Origin of the sequence: Streptomyces sp. NPDC017991, from assembly GCF_044328075.1 — a bacterium.
In the GTDB taxonomy this organism is placed as follows: domain Bacteria; phylum Actinomycetota; class Actinomycetes; order Streptomycetales; family Streptomycetaceae; genus Streptomyces.
On record NZ_JBIRGP010000015.1, the window covers coordinates 1 to 19836 of the forward strand.

Annotated in this window: 3 protein-coding genes; all 3 read right to left on the reverse strand. The window is 72.0% G+C overall.

The window, feature by feature from the left end; genetic code table 11:
- On the reverse strand, positions 1-2017 hold a 2017-nt coding region (locus ACH4DZ_RS35555), incomplete at its 3' end, for a type I polyketide synthase (RefSeq protein WP_398292316.1).
- Positions 2018-2019: 2 nt separating this feature from the next.
- Entirely contained in the window at positions 2020-2922 is a 903-nt protein-coding gene (locus ACH4DZ_RS35560; RefSeq protein WP_398292318.1) for a proline iminopeptidase-family hydrolase, read from the reverse strand.
- A 187-nt stretch (positions 2923-3109) separates the two neighbouring features.
- The gene (locus tag ACH4DZ_RS35565; RefSeq protein WP_398292321.1) at positions 3110-19831 is read right to left on the reverse strand and encodes an SDR family NAD(P)-dependent oxidoreductase; all 16722 of its coding nucleotides are present in this window, start codon (positions 19829-19831) and stop codon (positions 3110-3112) included.
- Between the last annotated feature and the right edge of the window lie 5 nt (positions 19832-19836).

Below are 19836 nucleotides of genomic sequence, written 5' to 3' on the forward strand. Positions count from 1 at the left end.
TCAACCGGCCCCGCGCCGCCACCAACCTGGCCGCGTCACCGAGCGAGAACACCCCCGCCACATGCGCCGCCGCCAACTCACCAATCGAATGACCCCCCAAGAAGTCAGGCCGTACGCCCCACGATTCGAGCAGCCGGAACAACGCCACCTCAACCGCGAACAACCCCGCCTGCGCGAACACCGTCTGCCCGAGCAGATCCGGCTCCGACCACACCACCTCACGCAACGGCCGATCCAGATGCCGGTCCAACTCGCCGCACACCGCGTCGAACGCGGCCCCGAACACCGGGAACGCGCCGTACAGTTCCTGCCCCATCCCGAGCCGCTGCGAGCCCTGCCCCGAGAACAGGAACGCCGTCCGGCCGGTGCCCGCGACGCCGTGGACGACTCCACCGCCGGGGGCCTCGTCGGCCAGCGTGCGCAGGCCTGCCAGCAGGTCGTCCCGGTTCCGTCCGACCACCACCGCGCGATGGTCGAACAGCGCGCGCGACGTCGCCAGCGAGTACCCGATGTCGGCGGGGCGCAGTAGTGGACGGTCCGTCACGAAGTCCAGCAGACGGGCGGCCTGAGCGGGCAGCCCGTCCCGGCTTCGCGCGGACAACACCCAGGGCACCGTGCCCGAGTGGGACAGCCGGTCGCCCTGGTCACCCCGTGCGTCCCGCAGGTCTGCCGGAGCCGCTTCGATAATGACGTGGGCGTTGGTGCCGCTGATCCCGAACGACGAGACCCCCGCCCGCCGCAGACGACCCTCCGCCTCCGGCCACTCCCGCGCCTCCGTCAGCAGCTCCACCCGCCCCGCCGACCAGTCCACCTGCGAGGACGGAGCATCCACATGCAGCGTGCGCGGCAGCACCCCATGGCGCATCGCCTGCACCATCTTGATCACCCCGGCCACACCCGCCGCGGCCTGCGCATGCCCCATGTTCGACTTGACCGACCCCAGCCACAACGGCGGCCCGTCCGCACGATCCTGCCCGTACGTCGCCAGCAGCGCCTGCGCCTCGATCGGATCACCCAGCGTCGTCCCCGTGCCGTGCGCCTCCACCGCGTCCACATCGCCCGTGCCGAGACCGGCGGTGGCCAACGCCTGCCGGATCACCCGCTGTTGGGACGGACCGTTCGGCGCGGTCAAGCCGTTCGAGGCGCCGTCCTGGTTCACCGCGGAGCCACGGACGACCGCCAGCACCGGATGACCGTTGCGGCGGGCGTCCGACAACCGCTCCACGAGCAGCATCCCGGCGCCCTCGCCCCAGCCCGTTCCGTCGGCGGCGGCCGAGAACGCCTTGACGCGGCCGTCGGGGGCGAGCCCGCGCTGTTCGCTGAAGTCGACGAAGGTCTCCGGGGTCGCCATCACCGTCACACCACCGGCCAGTGCCAGCGAGCACTCCTGCGACCTGAGCGACCGTATCGCCAGGTGCAGTGCCACCAGCGAGGACGAACAGGCGGTGTCGACGGTGACCGCCGGGCCCTCAAGACCCAGCGTGTAGGCGACCCTGCCCGAGACGATGCTTCCGTTGCTGGAGCTGGTGCCGTAGTCGTGGTACATCACGCCGGCGAACACGCCCGTGCGGCCACCGCGAAGTGTGGCGGGGTCGATGCCGGCCCGCTCCAGGGCCTCCCACGACGTCTCCAGCAGCAACCGCTGCTGGGGGTCCATGGCAAGGGCCTCACGTGGCGAGATCCCGAAGAAGGCCGCGTCGAACCGGGCCGCGTCGAGCAGGAATCCGCCCTCGCGCACATAGCTCCTGCCGGGCGTGCCGGGCTCGGGGTCGTAGAGGCGCCCGGTGTCCCAGCCGCGGTCGGCGGGGAAGCCCGACACGGCGTCCGTGCCCTCGGCGACGAGCCGCCACAGGTCGTCGGGGGACGTGACGCCGCCGGGGTAGCGGCAGGCCATGCCCACGATCGCCACCGGCTCGGTGGCGGCGGCCTCCAGCCGTCCGTTGCTCTGCCGGAGCCGTTCGTTCTCCAGCAGCGAGTCGCGGAGCGCCTCGATGATCTCCTCGGCGGACGCGTCCACCTTCAGCCTCCGAACTCGTTGAGGAAGTCGGCCATCACCCGTGTGAAGTGTTCGGGCTCTTCCAGGTGGGGCAGGTGGCTCGATTCCTCGAAGACCTCCCACCGGACGTCGGGGATCAGTTCGGCGAACGGCCGCACGGTCGCGGGCGTCGCCTCGTCGTGCCGGCCCGAGATCAGGAGTGTCGGCACCTCGATGCCGGCGACGCAGTCCTCCACCGACCAGTCCCGCAGGGTCCCGGTCACGTGGAACTCGCTCGGGCCGTTCATGGTGCGGTAGACGGTGGGGTCGTTCTGGATCTCCATGAGCGTCGCCACGAAATCGCGCGGCCACGGCCGGAGCCGGCACACGTGCCTGTTGTAGAAGACCGTCATGGCCTGGTGGTACTGCTCGCTGTCGGTCTCTCCCGCGGCCTCGTGGCGGGCCAGCGTCTCGTCGACCCCGGGCGGCAGCAGTTCTCGCAGGACTTTCATTTCCTGGCGCCACAGGACATAGGAGGCGGGGGAATTGGCGACGACCAGTGCCCGAAGGCCCGGTGGCTTCGCCGAGGCGTGTTTCGCGGAGAGTGTGCCGCCCCAGGACTGGCCGAACAGTACGTAGTCGTCGGCGATTCCAAGCCTGTTCAGCAGGTTGTCGAGTTCGTCGAGAAACAGTCCCACGGTCCAGAATTCCGGGCCCCGCCCGGGAAGGTGGGTGGAGCCGCCGTTGCCGAGCTGGTCGTAGTGCACGACCGGCCGTCCCAGCTCGGCGAGCGAGGCGAGAGAGCGCAGGTAGTCGTGGGTGCTGCCCGGCCCGCCGTGGACGACCACCAGGGGCGGCCCGCCGGCGCGCAGGTCGCCCGTGACGCGATACCAGGTCTCGTACTCGCCGAATGGCACTCTTCCCTTGGCATGGGGAGCCAACGACACCTCAATCACCCCGTTCGACTGGTCTCACGACGCACGCCGTCATCGCCAGCCGCGGCCGGTCGACAGGCCGCGGCGGTCATGACGACACTAGTTACGGAAAGGCTCCGGGAACTCCCCTGAGATGCCCCGGACACCCCCTATATCCAGGGGCCGGAACCGGTGTCCTGCGCAGGAGCGGATCAGAGGTTCACTTCGTGGAGCCGATCCACTCGTCGACGATCCGCGCGGTGGTCTCCGCGTCCTCCTGTACGAGTGAGAAGTGGTTCCCGGGGGCCGTCCTGAGGGTCTGGGTGGCATTCCAGGGCGCGGCCAGCCACCGGTCGCCGCCGGGTTCCTCGCCGGGCCCGGTGATGAACGACTCGCCGGCCTGGACGAACAGCACGGGCGCGCGGAGTTCGCCCGGGGTGAAGTCGAGCAGGAGGTTGGCGTACAGGCCCATCGCGGAGAGCCGGGCGCTGCCGAAGCGCCCGAACGTCGGCTCCATCTCCAGCAGGTTCAGAGCTAGCGACTCCTGTCCGACGGTCATGGCCTCGTCGCGGACCTGGAAGCTGTCCAGCAGCACGATCCCCCGCGGGCCGGCGTCCACCGCCTCCAGGCGGCTCGCGACCGCGTGCGCGACCAGGCCGCCGGAGGAGTAGCCGAGCAGGACGTACGGCTCCCCTTCCGCGGCCCGTGCCACGCTCTCGGCGATCACTTCGGTGACGGCGCCGAGCGAGTCGGGGAGGCTCTCCCCCGCTGCGAAACCGGGCAGCGGCAGCGCCGTGACGTGCCGTGTCCCGTGCAGGTGCGAGACGAGCCGGGCGTGCTGGTGGACGCCGCCGACCGCCATGGGCGTGGAGACGCAGATCAGGCGTGGCCGCGTGGGCCCGTCCGCGAGGACCACCGGCCGTGGCGGGCTCGGCAGGTCGGCGCTCCCGGTGAACCTCGGACGGATGTCGGCGACCGCGCCGAGGAGGACGAACCCCTGGGTGACGTTCCCCGCTCGCACGGCCGCGCGGAACAGGTCGCTGAGGGTGTCGCCGTCGGTGTCGGCGGCGGGCTCGCCGTCCGTGCCCGAGCCGTCGAGGTCGGCCGCCAGCCGTAGTTGGACATGGCGGGCCAGTTCGGCGGGATTCTTGGAGTCGAACACGGCCATCGCGGGCAGGCGCAGCCCGGTCGCGGCGTTGAGTCCGTTGCGCAGTTCCATCGCCGTGAGGGAGTCGAAGCCCGCCTCCAGGAAGTCCCGGTCGGGGTCGACGGACTCGGGGCCGCTGTGGCCGAGGACTCCGGCGGCGCAGGTCAGCACCAGCGTCCGCAGTTCCCGGGCCCGCTCGTCCTCGGAGAGGCCGGCGAGTCGCGTGCGAAGCGCGCCCGAGTCCGCCCGGCCCGCCGTGGCGGTGCGCCGGGAGCGTGGTACCAGGTCCCGCAGCAGTGGAGGCAGGTCGTCACCGGTGGCGGCCAGGGCCCTGAGGTTCAGACAGATGGGGACGAGCGCCGCCGCATCGAGACGTCCGGCGGTGTCGAGGAGTCCGAGTCCCTGTGCGGCGGAGAGCGCTTGGACGCCCGAGCGGCCCACGCGCTGCCGGTCGTTGTCGTCGAGCCGGCCCGCCATGCCGCTGTCGCCGGCGCCCCACAGTCCCCAGGCCAGGGACTGGGCGGGCAGGCCGTGGGCGCGTCGGTGTGCGGCCAGGGCGTCCAGGAACGCGTTCGCCGCCGCGTAGTTGCCCTGTCCCGGAGTACCCAGCACGCCGGCCGCCGAGGAGAACAGGACGAACGCCGACAGATCCATGTGCCGGGTCAGCTCGTGCAGATACCAGGCGGCGTCGGCCTTCGGGCGGAAGACGGTGTCCACGCTCTCGGCGGTGAGGGAGGAGATCATTCCGTCGTCCAGCACCCCGGCCGCGTGCACGACGGCGCTCAGGTTCCGTCCGGTCAGGAGCCCTGCGAGGGCGTCGCGGTCGCCCACGTCGCAGGCGGCCACCTCCACGCGTGCTCCGAGTGCCGACAGTTCCTCGCACAGTTCGGCCGCGCCGGGTGTCGCCGCGCCGCGCCTGCCCACCAGGAGCAGGTTCCGTACGCCGCGTTCGGCGACCAGGTGCCGCGTCACGACCACGCCGAGCGCCCCGAGCGCACCCGTCACCAGTACCGGGCCCTCGCCTGCGAACTCCCCGAAGGGACGCGGCTCGGGCTCCTGGGGCGTGACCGAAGCTTCGGGAGCGACGGACGCCTCGGCCGGTACAGCCGGTTCGGCGGGTACGGCCAGTTCGGCGGGTACAACGGGTTCGGCGGGCACGGCGGGCACCTTCGCCAGGCGGGCCGCGCGGAGCACGCCGTCGCGCAGGGCGACCTGCGGCTCGTCCGACGACGCCAGGGCCGGGAGCACGCTCGTGACGTCGGCGGGATCCGCCAGGTCGGCGAGGACGATCCGACCGGGGTCCTCCGACTGTGCCGACCGCACCAGGCCCCATACGGCCGCGCCCGCGAGGTCGGTGACGTCCTCGCCGTCCACGGACACCGCGCCCGAGGTGACGACCACGAGGCGGGCACCCGCGAACCGGTCGGCGGCGAGCCACGACCGCACGACGTCGAGCACCTGACGCACGGCCTTCCGTGCCGGTGCGGCGCCCGCCGTCCCGGTCACGGGCAGCACCACCAGTTCGGGTACGGGGGTTTCGTCCCGCAGGTCGTCCCAGGCGATCCAGTCCGGGGTCCGCCCGGCACGGGCGGCCGGGAGCGGCGACCATTCCAGACGGAACAGCGACTCGTGGAACGGTGATCCGGCCGCGGCGGACAGCTGGGCCGGGGACATCTCCCGCAGGGCCAGCGACTCGACCGCCACGATCGGGTTCCCTGCCGTGTCCGCGGCCTGGATCGACACCACACCGGTGCCGGTCGGGGTCACCCGGACACGCAGTGCCGTGGCGCCGGAGGCGAACAGTTCCACGCCCGACCACGCGAACGGCAGCACCACCCCGTCACCGACCACCGCACCACTCAACGCCACCGCATGCAGACCCGCGTCCAGCAACGCCGGATGCAACCCGAACCCGGCCCCCTCCACCTGATCAGGAAGCGCGACCTCCGCGAACACCTCCTCACCCCGCCGCCACGCCGCCCCCAACCCCCGGAACACCGGCCCGTACTCCAGACCGACGTCGGCCAGTGCGTCGTACAGCCCGGTGACATCGATCTCGGTGGCGCCGGGCGGGGGCCACTGTTCGAGCCCGGGGTCCGTGGCCGCGCGGGCCGGGGTCAGCGTGCCGAGCGCGTGCCGGGTCCATGGCCCGTCCGCGTGCGCGCGGGTGTGGATCGTCACGGTCCGTCCGCCGTCCGGGCCGTCGGGGGCGCCGACCACCACCTGTACGGAGACGCCGCCGTCGGCGGGGAGCACCAGCGGCGCCTCCAGTGCCAGTTCCTCGACACGGCCGCAGCCGACCTGGTCACCGGCCCGTACGGCAAGTTCCACGAAGCCCGTTCCGGGGAACAGCGTCACGCCGGACACGGCGTGGTCGCCGAGCCACGGCTGGGTGCCCACCGACAGCCGGCCGGTGAGCGTCACGCCGTCCGTCCCGGGGGCCACGGACGGGACGACCGCACCGAGCAGCGGGTGGCCGGGTGCGTCCAGGCCCAGGGAGGTCACGTCGCCCGCGCCCGTGCTCTGGTCCGTCCAGTAGCGGCGGCGCTGGAAGGCGTAGGTGGGCAGTTCGGTCCGCCCGGCCCCGTGTCCGTCGAAGGCGGTCCTCCAGTCGACGTCCACACCGCCGGTGAACACCTCGGCGAGCGAGGTCGACAGCCGTTCCGCACCGCCCTCGCCGCGGCGCAGCGAACCGGCCGTCACTCCGCTCACGCCCGCCGACTCCATGGTCTCCCCCAGGCCGACCAGCAGGCCGGGGTGGGGGCTGGACTCCACGAACGCGGTGAAGCCGTCGTCCAGCAGGGCGCGTGTCGCCTCCTCGAACCGGACGGTGCGGCGCAGGTTCGCGTACCAGTACTCGGCGTCGAGGGTGGCGGTGTCGAGCTGCGTGCCCGTCACCGTCGAATAGAACGCCACCCGTGAGGGGCGGGGCGACAGGCCGTCCAGTTCGGCGAGGATCCGGGCGCGGAGCCCTTCGACGAACATCGAGTGGGAGGCGTAGTCGACGGGGATCAGCCGTACCCGGACGCCCTGTTCCTCCAGCGTCGCCCGGAGTTCCGTCAGCGCGTCCACCTCACCGGACACGACGACGGACGTGGGGCCGTTGACCACCGCCAGTTCGACACGTCCCTCCCATCCGGCGATCGCCTCGGCGGCCCGTGCCGGTGACAGGGCCACCGAGAGCATGCCGCCCTGGCCGGCGAGGTCCTCCGCGATGATGCGGCTGCGCACCGCGACGACTCGGGCCCCGTCGTCCAGCGTCAGCGCACCCGCCACACAGGCCGCCGCGATCTCACCCTGAGAGTGGCCGACGACAGCGGCGGGCTCCACCCCGAAACCACGCCACACCTCACTCAGCGACACCATCACCGCCCACAGGACCGGCTGGACCACGTCCACCCGCACCAAAGACCCACCGTCACCACGCAACACCTCCAACAGGTCCCACTCCACGTACGGCCGCAGCGCACGGCGGCACTCCTCCAGGCGGGCGGCGAACACCGGTGAGGAGTCGAGGAGTTCGACCGCCATACCGACCCACTGCGATCCCTGGCCGGGGAAGACGAACACGGGTGCGGCGCCGCCGCGGCCGGAGCCGCGCAGCACGCCGGGGTGCGCGGCGCCGGTGGCCAGCGCGTCCAGTCCGTCCAGCGCGGTCGCCCGGTCCGTCGCGAGCACGACCGCGCGATGGTCGAACGCCGTCCTGGACGTGGCCAGTGACAGGCCCACGTCGGCGATGTCGGCAGCCTCGTCCGCCCGGACGAAGGCGGCCAGGCGCTGGGCCTGGGCTCGTACGGCCTCGGCGCTCCGGCCCGTCACCACCCAGGGGAAGGTCCCGGTCCGGGGCCGGTCGGCGGGCCCGGAGGTGTCGTCCGTCCTGTTCGGGGCGGGGGGCTGTTCGAGGATCACGTGGGCGTTGGTGCCGCTGATCCCGAACGAGGAGACCGCCGACCGGCGGGGGCGACCGTTCCGCGGCCACTCCCGGGCCTCCGTCAGCAACTCCACCCGCCCGGCCGACCAGTCGACGTGCGGGGTCGGCTCGTCCACGTGCAGCGTGCGGGGCATCACTCCGTGCCGCATCGCCTGCACCATTTTGATGATCCCCGCGACACCGGCCGCCGCCTGGGTATGGCCCATGTTCGACTTGATGGACCCGAGCCACAGCGGATTGTCCTGCGGACGGTCCTGCCCGTACGTCGCCAGCAGGGCCTGCGCCTCGATGGGGTCGCCGAGCCGGGTGCCCGTGCCGTGTGCCTCCACCGCGTCCACATCGCCGGTGCCGAGGCCCGCGTTGGCGAGCGCCTGCCGGATCACGCGGCGCTGCGAGGGGCCGTTGGGCGCGGTCAGGCCGTTCGACGCGCCGTCCTGATTGGTCGCGGTGCCACGGACGACCGCCAGCACGGGATGGCCGTTGGCGCGGGCGTCCGACAGCCGCTCCACCAGGAGCATGCCGACGCCCTCGCCCCAGCCGGTGCCGTCGGCCGACGCGGCGAACGACTTGCTCCGTCCGTCCGCCGCAAGGCCGCGCTGCCGGCTGAACTCCACGAACGTCCCCGAGGTCGCCATCACCGTCACGCCGCCCGCGAGAGCGAGGGTGCACTCGCCGGTCCGCAGTGCCTGCGCGGCCAGGTGCAGCGCCACCAGGGACGACGAGCACGCCGTGTCGACGGTGACCGCCGGCCCTTCGAGACCGAGCGTGTAGGAGACCCGCCCGGAGGCGACACTGCCGCCGCTGGCCCCGCCTCCGTAGTCGTGGTACATCACTCCGGCGAACACTCCGGTCGCGCTGCCGCGCAGGGAGCCCGGCGCGATCCCGGCGCTCTCGAACGCCTCCCAGGATGTCTCCAGCAGCAGCCGGTGCTGTGGGTCGGTCTCCAGTGCCTCCCTCGGTGAGATCCCGAAGAACTCGGCGTCGAAGTCGGCCGCGTCGTAGAGGAAGCCGCCCTCACGCGCGATGCACTTGCCCGGTTTCCCCGGCTCGGGGTCGTAGAGGCCGTCGACGTCCCAGCCCCGGTCGCGGGGGAACTCCGCCACCGCGTCCACGCCGTCGGCGACGAGCCGCCACAGATCGTCGGGGGACGCGACCCCGCCGGGGAACCGGCAGGCCATGCCCACGATCGCGATGGGTTCGTCGACGCGCGCCTGAGCCCTGACCGGGGCCGCGGTCTCGCCCGCGCCGAGGAGTTCGCCCATGATGTGCCGGGCCACCGCGTCGCAACTGGGGTGGTCGAAGACGAGGGTGGCGGGCAACCGCAGGCCGGTGGCGGCGCCGAGCAGGTTGCGCAGTTCCACCGCCGACAGGGAGCTGAAGCCCAGCTCGGTGAACGCGCGCGCGGGTTCGATGGAGCGGGCGTCGTCGTGGCCGAGGACCGCGGCGACGTGCGTGCGTACCAGGTCGAGCAGCGCGCGGTCGCGTTCCGCCTCGGGCAACACGTCCAGCCGGCGCCGCAGTGACGCCGCGCCACCGGAGCGGGCCGCCCGGCGGGCGGGCGGCTTGACCAGGCCGTGCAGGACCGCCGGGACGGCGCCGGAGCCGGCGAACGACCGCAGCACGCCGAGGTCGAGCCGGACGGGCACGAGTTCCGCCGTCCCGGTGGACAGCGCCCGGTCGAACAGCGCGAGCCCCTCGGTGACCGTGAGGGGCGGCATGCCGGAGCGCCGCAGCCGCTCGATGTCGGCGTCGGCGAGCGTGCCCGCCATGCCCTCCGCCCCGGCCCACGGGCCCCACGCCAGGGAGACCGAGGGCAGGCCGAGCGCGTGGCGGTGAGCGGCGAGGGCGTCCTGGAAGGCGTTCGCCATCGCGTAGCCGGCCTGTCCGGCGCCACCCAGCGTGCCCGCGACCGAGGAGAACAGCACGAACGCCGACAGGTCCATGTCCCGGGTCAACTCGTGCAGGTGCCAGGCCGCGTGGGCCTTCGGCGCGAGGACGGTGTCCAGCCGGTCGGGCGTGAGAGAGGTCAGGACTCCGTCGTCCAGTACACCGGCCGTGTGCACGATGCCCGTCAGGGGGTGCTCGATCCCCGCGAGGAGAGCGGCGACGGCGTCCCGGTCGCCGACGTCACAGGCGACGACCGTGACCTCGGCGCCGAGCCCGGCCAGCTCCGTACGAAGCTCCTGGGCGCCGGGCGCCTCGATGCCCCGGCGGCTGGTCAGCAGCAGGCGCCGTACGCCGTGTTCGCGCACCAGGTGCCGGGCCACCAGCGAACCGAGACCGCCCGTACCGCCAGTGATCAGTACGGTCCCGGCGGCCCCGGCGGCCCCGGCTGGGGCGAACGACAGGGTGTCCGTACCGCCGGCTGCCCTGACGAGCCGGGGGACCCGCACCTCGGCGCCGCGCACGGCCAGTTCGGGCTCGCCGCAGACCGCCAGCGCGGGCAGCGACGGAACCGGGCCGCTTACCGGGTCCGGGTTCAGGTCCGGGTCCCCGACCGCTCCGTCCACGTCCGGATCCTGATGTGGATGGGGATCGGGATCCAGGTCCACGAGGACGAAGCGGTCGGGGTGTTCCGTCCGGGCGGTGCGGATCAGGCCGCGTACGGCCGCGCCCGCGAGATCACCCGGACGCTCGCCGTCGGCGGTGACGGCCGCGCCGCGGGTGACCACCACCAGCCGTGCGGGCTCCAGCCGTTCGTCGGCCAGCCACTCCTGGACGATGCGCAGCGTCTCGTGCGCGACCGCACGCACGCCTGCCGGGACGTCGTCGACGCCCGACGGGCAGGCCCACACGACGACGTCCGGAACCGGCTCCCGCGCGAGCGCGGCCAGGTCCGCGTACACCGGGACGTCCTGGGGCAGGCCGCAGCGGTCAGTTCCCAGTACCGCCACACCCGGCGTGGCCGAGGGCTCGCCGCTCGACCCGGCCGACACGGTCGACAGGAGTGACAGGGATGGCAGGGGCGGCCAGGCGACGGTGAACAGGGAGTTGTCCTGGCTGTCCGGGACGGCGAGTTGACCGGGCGTCACCGGCCGCGACACCAGGGAGTCCACCGACAGGACAGCCTGTCCGGTCTCGTCGGTCACCAGCAGGCTCACCCCGGCGGCGTCGGCGCGGCGGATACGGACGCGGGCCACCGGTGCTCCGGCGGCGTGCAGCCGTACCCCGCTCCATTCGAACGGCAGGACGACCTCGCGGCCCTCGTTACCCTCGCCGCCTTCGCCGCCTTCGCCGTCGACAAGGATCGCGTGCAGCGCGGCGTCCAGGAGGGCCGGGTGGATGCCGTACTCGGCGGCCTCGGCCCGGTCGTGCTCGGGCAGCGCGACCTCGGCGAACAGTTCGTCGCCGCGCCGCCACGCGGCACGCAGCCCCTGGAACGCCGGGCCGTAGCCGAACCCTCGGTCGGCAAGGATCTCGTAGACGCTCGTCAGGTCCAGGGTGGCCGCGTTCTCGGGGGGCCAGATCGCGAGGTCGTCCTCGAACGCCGCACCGCCCGAAGAGCCGCCCGAAGTACCGCCCGCCGAAAGGAGCCCGCTCGCGTGCCGCGTCCACGGGAGGCCGGGCGTGGCATCGTCGGAGTGGGCGTAGACGCTGACGCGGCGGGCGCCCTCGTCGTCCAGAGCGGCGACCACGACCTGGACGTCGACGCCGCCGTGCTCGGGCAGCACGAGCGGCGCTTCCAGGGTGAGCTGCTGCAGTACGTCGCAGCCGACCTGGTCCCCGGCCCGTACGGCCAGTTCCACGAAGGCGGTACCCGGCAGGAGGCGCGCGCCGAACACCTCGTGGTCGGCCAGCCACGGTCGGGTGCCGGTCGACACCCTGCCCGTCAGCACCACGCCGTCGTTTTCCGGGGACGCCACGGCGGCGCGGAGAAACGGGTGCTCGGCGGCGGTCTGACCGAGCCCCGACACATCACCCGCGCCCGTGGGGGTGTCGAGCCAGTAGTCCTGCCGCTGGAAGGCGTACGTGGGCAACTCCACCCGGCGGGCACCACGCCCGGCGAACACGGCCTGCCAGTCCACCGGGACCCCGTGCGCATGGATCAGGCCGATGGCCGCCCTCAGTTCCCGCTCCTCGGACCGGTCCCGGCGGAGCACCGGCACGACGACCTCCACGGCGTCGTTCACGGCGTTGTCCACGGCCCCGTCCAGTGCCTCGTCCGTGGCCTGCCCCCGGACCAAGGCGGACAGGACTCCGTCGGGACCCAGTTCCACGAAGCGGGTCACGCCGGCAGAGCGAAGGTGCGCGACTCCGTCGGCGAACCGGACCGCCTCGCGGACGTGCCGGACCCAGTAGTCGGCCGAGCCGAGGTCTTCCGCCTCCAATCCTCCTGTCACGTTGGAGACGATCGGGATGGCGGGCGTGCTGTACGTGACGCTCTCGGCGACTGCACGGAAGTCGTCCAGCATCGGGTCCATGAGCGGGGAATGGAAGGCGTGCGAGACCCGCAGACGGCTCGTCTTACGACCCAGCGCGGTGAAGTGGGCTTCGATGGCACCGACTTGGACGTCCGCACCGGACACCACGACCGACGCCGGGCCATTGACCGCAGCGATCGCCACGGCCGCGTCATCCAGCAGCGGAACGACCTCATCCTCACTCGCCTGGATGGCGGCCATCGCCCCACCCGACGGCAGCGCCTGCATCAACCGACCGCGCGCAGCCACCAGCCTGGCCGCATCGCCGAGCGAGAACACCCCGGCCACATGCGCCGCCACCAACTCACCAATCGAATGACCCGCCACGAAGTCCGGCCGTACGCCCCATGCTTCGAGCAGCCTGAACAACGCCACCTCAACCGCGAACAGACCCGCCTGCGTGAACACCGTCTGCCCGAGCAGCTCCGGCTCCGACCACATCACCTCACGGATCGGCAGATCGAGATGAGGGTCAAGGGCAGCACAGACCTCGTCGAGCGCTGACGCGAACACCGGGAACGCCTCGTACAACTTCCGCCCCATATCCGCCCGTTGCGCACCCTGACCCGAAAACAGGAACGCCGTCAGCCCCGCAGTGACCGCACCCCGCACGACACCGGAACGCGGCTCGTCGGACGCGATCGCTGCCAGCCCACGCAGTCCGGAGCCCCTGTCGTCGGCCACCACCACGGCACGGTGCTCCCACGCCGTGCGCGAGGACGCCAACGACACCCCGACATCGAGGGGACGCAGTTCCGGCCGGGCCTCCACGTACGCGCGCAGCTTCTCCGCCTGGGCCCGGAGCGCCTCGGCCGACCTGCCCGAGAGGATCCACTCCACAGGGGCGGGCGCCGGGCGATCCTGGGAATCGGTGCCGACGGGTTCGGGTGCGGATGCGGATGCGGATGCGGATGCGGATACAGGAGCCGCTTCGAGGATCACGTGGGCGTTGGTGCCGCTGATCCCGAACGAGGAGATCCCAGCCCGCCGCGGACGACCCTCCGCCTTCGGCCAGTCCCGCGCCTCCGTCAGCAACTCCACAGCCCCCGACGCCCAGTCCACGTGAGGCGTCGGCTCGTCGACGTGCAGCGTGCGCGGCAGGAGCCCGTGTTCCATGGCCTTGACCATCTTGATGATCCCCGCCACGCCCGCGGCAGCCTGCGTATGCCCGATGTTCGACTTGATCGACCCCAGCCACAACGGACTGCCCTCCGGACGATCCTGCCCGTACGTCGCCAGCAGCGCCTGCGCCTCGATCGGATCACCCAGCGTGGTGCCGGTACCGTGCGCCTCCACCGCGTCCACGTCACCCGTGCCGAGACCGGCGGTGGCCAACGCCTGCCGGATCACGCGGCGTTGAGAGGGCCCGTTCGGCGCGGTCAGACCGTTGGAAGCCCCGTCCTGGTTGACAGCCGTGCCCCGCACCACCGCCAGGACCGGGTGTCCGTTGGCGCGGGCATCCGACAGCCGCTCCACCAGCAGCATCCCCGCACCCTCACCCCACGAAGTGCCATCGGCTCCGGCCGCGAACGACTTCGCCCGCCCATCCGGAGCCAGCCCCCGCTGACGGCTGAACTCGATGAACGTCTCCGGCGTCGCCATCACCGCGACACCACCGGCCAACGCCAGCGCGCACTCCCCCGACCGCAACGCCTGCACCGCAAGATGCAACGCCACCAGCGACGACGAGCACGCGGTGTCAACAGTTACCGCCGGACCCTCAAGACCCAGCGTGTACGAGACCCGGCCGGACGCGACCGAACCCGTACTGCTGTTATGGGCGTAGTCGTGGTACATCATCCCGGCGAAGACACCCGTCGAACTGCCCCGCAACGACGACGGATCAATACCCGCCCGCTCCAACGCCTCCCACGACACCTCCAACAGCAACCGCTGCTGAGGATCCATCAACCACGCCTCATTCGGACTGATCCCGAAAAACCCAGGATCGAACCCGGCGGCATCATGCAGAAACCCACCCCGGTCCACGTAACTCTTGCCCGGACGACCGGGCTCCGGGTCGAACAGCCCGGCCAGATCCCAGCCCCGCTCGGTGGGGAGACCGGATACGCCGTCGACGCCGTCCGCGACCAGGTCCCACAGGTCGTCCGGCGAGACGACGCCGCCGGGATAGCGGCACGCCATGCCCACGATGGCGATCGGCTCGTCGTCGACCGGCGTCCGCAGTGCGAGGGCAGGCCCGGTGGACGGCTCCGAGCCCAGGATCTCGCCGAGCAGGTGGTCGGAGAGCACCAGCGGCGTCGGGTAGTCGAAGACCAGCGTCGCCGGCAGCCGCAAGCCCGTCGCCCGGTTCAACCGGTTGCGCAGTTCGACGGCGGACAGCGAATCGATACCGAGGTCACGGAACGCGCGCCCACCGTCGACGTCCTGCGGACCGGCGAACCCCAGAACGTGCGCGGTCTGGGCACGTACGGTCTCCAGGAGGGCCGGGCGGCGCTCGGCCTCGGGCAGCGCGGTGAGACTCTGTCGCAACGCCGCCGCCTCGTGCGTACCCGCTGCGACCGTCCTGCGACGGCGTCCGGATACCAGGCCGCGCAGGATGTGCGGCAGTTCGTCGCCGGCGCCGGCGAGCGCGTTCGTGGCCAGCTCGATCGGGACGAGCAGCGGCTCGGTCGTCCGGACGGCGGCGTCGAACAGGGCGAGGCCCTGGTCGGCGGAGAGTCCCTCCACCCCGGACCGGGCCATCCGCTGCGCATCGGACCCGGCAAGCCCGCCGGCCATACCCTCGGTGTCCGTGGCCCAGGGGCCCCAGGCGAGTGACTGGGCCGGCAGCCCGTTCGCCCGCCGGTGCACGGCAAGCGCGTCCAAGAAGGCATTGGCAGCCGCGTAGTTGCCCTGCCCCGGAGCACCCAGCACACCCGCCGCCGACGAGAACAACACGAACGCCGACAGACCCATGTCCCGCGTCAACTCATGCAGATGCCAGGCCGCGTCCACCTTCGGACGCAACACCGCATCCACCCGCTCCGGGGTCAACGACGAGATCACCCCGTCGTCCAACACCCCGGCAACATGCACCACACCCGACAACTCACGGTCCGCGACCAGCGCCACCACCGCATCCCGATCCGACACATCACAGGCCACGGCCTCGACCTCGGCACCCAGCCCGGCCAGCTCCGCACACAACTCCCCGGCCCCCGGAGCCTCCCCACCCCGCCGACCCACCAACAGCAACCGCCGCACCCCGTGCCCGGCAACGAGATGCCGCGCCACGAGGCCCCCCAACGCACCGAACGCACCCGTCACCAGAACCGCACCGGTGTCACTGTTGAAGACGGGCGTCGCGGTGGCCCCGCCGTTCGGGTCTGCCAGGTCCTCCGGAGGGGAGAGCCTGGCCAGTCGCGGGACGTGAGCGGCACCGTCACGGATCACCAGCTGGGGCTCGTCCACCGCTCTCGCGTCACCGGCCAGGCGGGACAAGTCAGCAGGGGTGTCCGTGTCCACCAGGAGAATGCGGCCCGGCTCTTCCGACTGGGCCGACCGCACCAGGCCCCACACCGCCGCGCCCGCGAGGTCCGTGACGTCCTCGCCGTCCAGTGCGACCGCGCCACTGGTCACCACAGCCAGCCGGGACCCGGCGAACCTGTCCTCGGCCAACCAGGCCTGTACGACCTCGACCGTACGGTGCACGGCGGTACGCACCTCGCATGCGTCCCCGCCGGTGACCGGCAGCACCACGACATCGGGCACCTCGGCCGCGTCAAAGAGGTCGTCCCAGAGCGCCCAGGACGCCTCGGTACCCGTGCCGGACCCGGTCGGGGTCCACGCCACCCGGTACAGCGAGTCGTGAGACGTCGGTGTGACGGCGGTGAGTTGCCCGGCCGACCACGGGCGCGAGACCAAGGAGTCCACGGTCAGCACCGGACTGCCCGCCGCGTCGGTCAGCCGCAGCGCCGTCCCGCCCGAGTCCGTCGGCGTGAGCCGCGCCCGTACGGCCGAGGCCCCGGAGGCGAACAGTCGTACGCCGTTCCATGCGAACGGGAGGACCATCTCGTCGGCGGCATGGTCGTCCCGGGTCATCAGAGCGGTGTGCAGGACGGCGTCGAGCAGCGCGGGGTGCATGCCGAACGCGGCTGCCTCCTCAAGCGCATGCTCCTCGTCCTGCGGCAGAGCTATGTCCGCGAACAGTTCGTCGCCACGCCGCCACACCGCCCGGAGTCCTTGGAACAGCGGTCCGTAGTCGTAGCCGGCAGCCGCGAGTTCTTCGTAGGCGCCGCCGACCGGCACCGCGATCGCGCCCGGCGGCGGCCAGGCCTCCAGGTCGGCCGACGGTTCCCCGGCCTCGTCGCCGAGGACGCCGGTGGCGTGGCGGACCCACACCTGGTCGGTGGCGTCGGCCTGGGAGTAGACGCCGATCACCCGCCGGCCGGCCTCGTCGGCGGCCTCCACCACGACCTGCACGGCGACACCGCCGTACTCGGGCAGCACCAGTGGCGCCTGGAGTGTCAGCTCCTCGACCACGGGGCACCCCGCGTGGTCGCCGGCGTGGATCGCCAGCTCCAGCAGCGCGGTCCCCGGCACGACCACGCCGCCCAGCATGCGGTGGTCGCTGAGCCAGGGGTGGGAGTCGGCCGACAGTCGGCCGGTCAGCACCAGCACACCGGAGCCGGGCAGGCCCGTGACCGCGCCGAGGAGCGGATGGTCGACCGGCCCGAGGCCCAGGGAGGTCGCGTCGCCGGTGGCCGAGGCATCGAGCAGCCAGAACCGGTCGCGCTGGAAGGCGTAGGTGGGCAGGTCCACCCGGACAGCGCCACGGCTGTCGAACAGTGCCTCCCAGTTCACCGGAACCCCGCTGGCGTGCAGCGTGCCGAACGCGGTGAGCAGCATGGCGGTCTCGGGCCGCTCGGCGACCAGAGTGGGCACGGCCACCGTCTCGTCGTCGGAGTCCGCAAGGCACGCTTGGGCCATCGCGGTCAGTACGCCGTCGGGACCCACTTCCAGGAAGCGGGTCACGCCCTCGTCGCGCAGGGCCTGGACTCCGTCGGCGAACCGGACTGCCTCCCGGACATGCCGGACCCAGTAGTCGGCCGAGCCGAGGTCTTCCGCCTCCGATCCTCCTGTCACGTTGGAGACGATCGGGATGGCGGGCGTGCTGTACGTGATGCTCTCGGCGACTTCGCGGAAGTCGTCCAGCATCGGGTCCATGAGCGGGGAATGGAAGGCGTGCGAGACCCGCAGGCGATTCGTCTTTCGCCCCAACGCGCCGAAGTGGGCTGCAATACGCGCGACTTGGGCGTCCGCACCGGACACCACGACCGACGCCGGGCCATTGACCGCAGCGACCGCCACGGCCGCGCCATCCAGCAGCGGAACGACCTCGTCCTCACTCGCCTGGATGGCGACCATCGCCCCACCCGACGGGAGCGCCTGCATCAACCGGCCTCGCGCGGCAACCAGCCTGGCCGCATCGCCGAGCGAGAACACCCCGGCCACATGCGCCGCCGCCAACTCACCGATCGAATGACCCGCCACGAAGTCAGGCCGTACGCCCCACGACTCCAGCAGCCGGAACAACGCCACCTCGACCGCGAACAACCCCGCCTGCGCGAACACCGTCTGCCCGAGCAGCTCCGGCTCCGACCACACCACCTCACGCAACGGCCGATCCAGATACCGGTCCAACTCCGAGCACGTCTCATCAAACGCAGCCGCGAACACCGGGAACGCGCCGTACAGTTCCTGCCCCATCCCAAGCCGCTGCGAGCCCTGCCCCGAGAACAGGAACGCCGTCCGGCCAGGAATCGTCGCTCCGCGCACTACTCCGCGACCAGGGACATCATCCTCAGCCAACTCGTCCAGGCTGGCCAACAGTTCGGCGCGGTCCCGGCCGACGACCACGGCACGGTGTTCCAAGTGCGCGCGTGAAGTCGCCAAGGAGAAGCCGATGTCCTGTGGCCTGAGGTGCCCTTCGGTCCGGACGAACGCGGCCAGCCGTCCGGCCTGAGCGCGTATCCCTGCTTCACCGCGTGCGGAGATCGGCCAGGGGACGACCTCCAAAGGTACTCCGGACGCCTCGCCGGACGCCGCCTCGGCAGGCGGTGCCGCTTCGACGGGCGGTGCGGCTTCAACGGGCGGTGCGGCTTCGACGATCACGTGGGCGTTGGTGCCGCTGATCCCGAACGAGGAGACGCCCGCCCGCCGCGGACGGTCATCGGCCCGCGGCCATTCCCGCGCCTCGGTCAGCAGCTCCACGGCGCCCGACGCCCAGTCCACGTGAGGGGTGGGCTCGTCCACGTGCAGGGTCCGTGGAAGGACGCCGTGTTCCATGGCCTTGACCATCTTGATGATCCCCGCCAGGCCCGCGGCGGCCTGGGTGTGCCCGATGTTTGACTTGATCGAGCCGAGCCACAGCGGACTGCCCTCCGGACGATCCTGCCCGTACGTCGCCAGCAGCGCCTGCGCCTCGATCGGATCACCCAGTGTCGTCCCCGTACCATGCGCCTCCACGACGTCCACCTGGTCCGACGACACACGCGCGTTGGCGAGGGCCTGGCGGATCACGCGGCGCTGGGACGGACCGTTCGGCGCCGTCAACCCGTTCGAGGCGCCGTCCTGGTTCACCGCGGAGCCACGGACGACCGCCAGCACCGGGTGCCCGTTGGCGCGCGCGTCCGACAACCGCTCCACCAGCAGCATCCCCGCACCCTCACCCCACGAAGTGCCATCGGCCCCGGCCGCAAACGACTTCGCCCGCCCATCCGGAGCAAGCCCCCGCTGACGACTGAACTCGACGAAGACATCCGGGGTCGCCATCACCGCGACACCGCCGACCAGCGCAAGGGAGCATTCGCCGGAACGGAGCGCCTGCACCGCCAGGTGCAGTGCCACCAGCGAGGAGGAGCAGGCCGTGTCGACGGTGACCGCCGGGCCCTCCAGACCGAGCGTGTACGAGATACGCCCCGACGCGACCGAACCCGTACTGCTGTTGTAGGCGTAGTCGTGGTACATCATCCCGGCGAAGACACCCGTCGAACTGCCCCGCAACGACGACGGATCAATACCCGCCCGCTCCAACGCCTCCCACGACACCTCCAACAGCAACCGCTGCTGAGGATCCATCAACCACGCCTCGTTCGGACTGATCCCGAAGAACCCGGGATCGAACCCGGCGGCATCATGCAGAAACCCACCCCGGTCCACGTAACTCTTGCCCGGACGGCCGGGCTCGGGGTCGAAGAGCCCGGCCAGATCCCAGCCACGGTCGACGGGGAAACCGGAAAGCCCCTCCGCCCCGTCGGAGACCAGGTTCCAGAGGTCTTCCGGCGACTGGACCCCTCCCGGGTAGCGGCAGGCCATCGCGACGATCGCTATCGGCTCGCGCAGGTCCGAGGTGAGCCGGCGATGCTGCGCGCGCAGCCGTTCGGTCTCCTTGAGCGATGTCCTGAGTGCCTGGAGGAGTTTCTCGTCGGAATTGGGCATCGTCG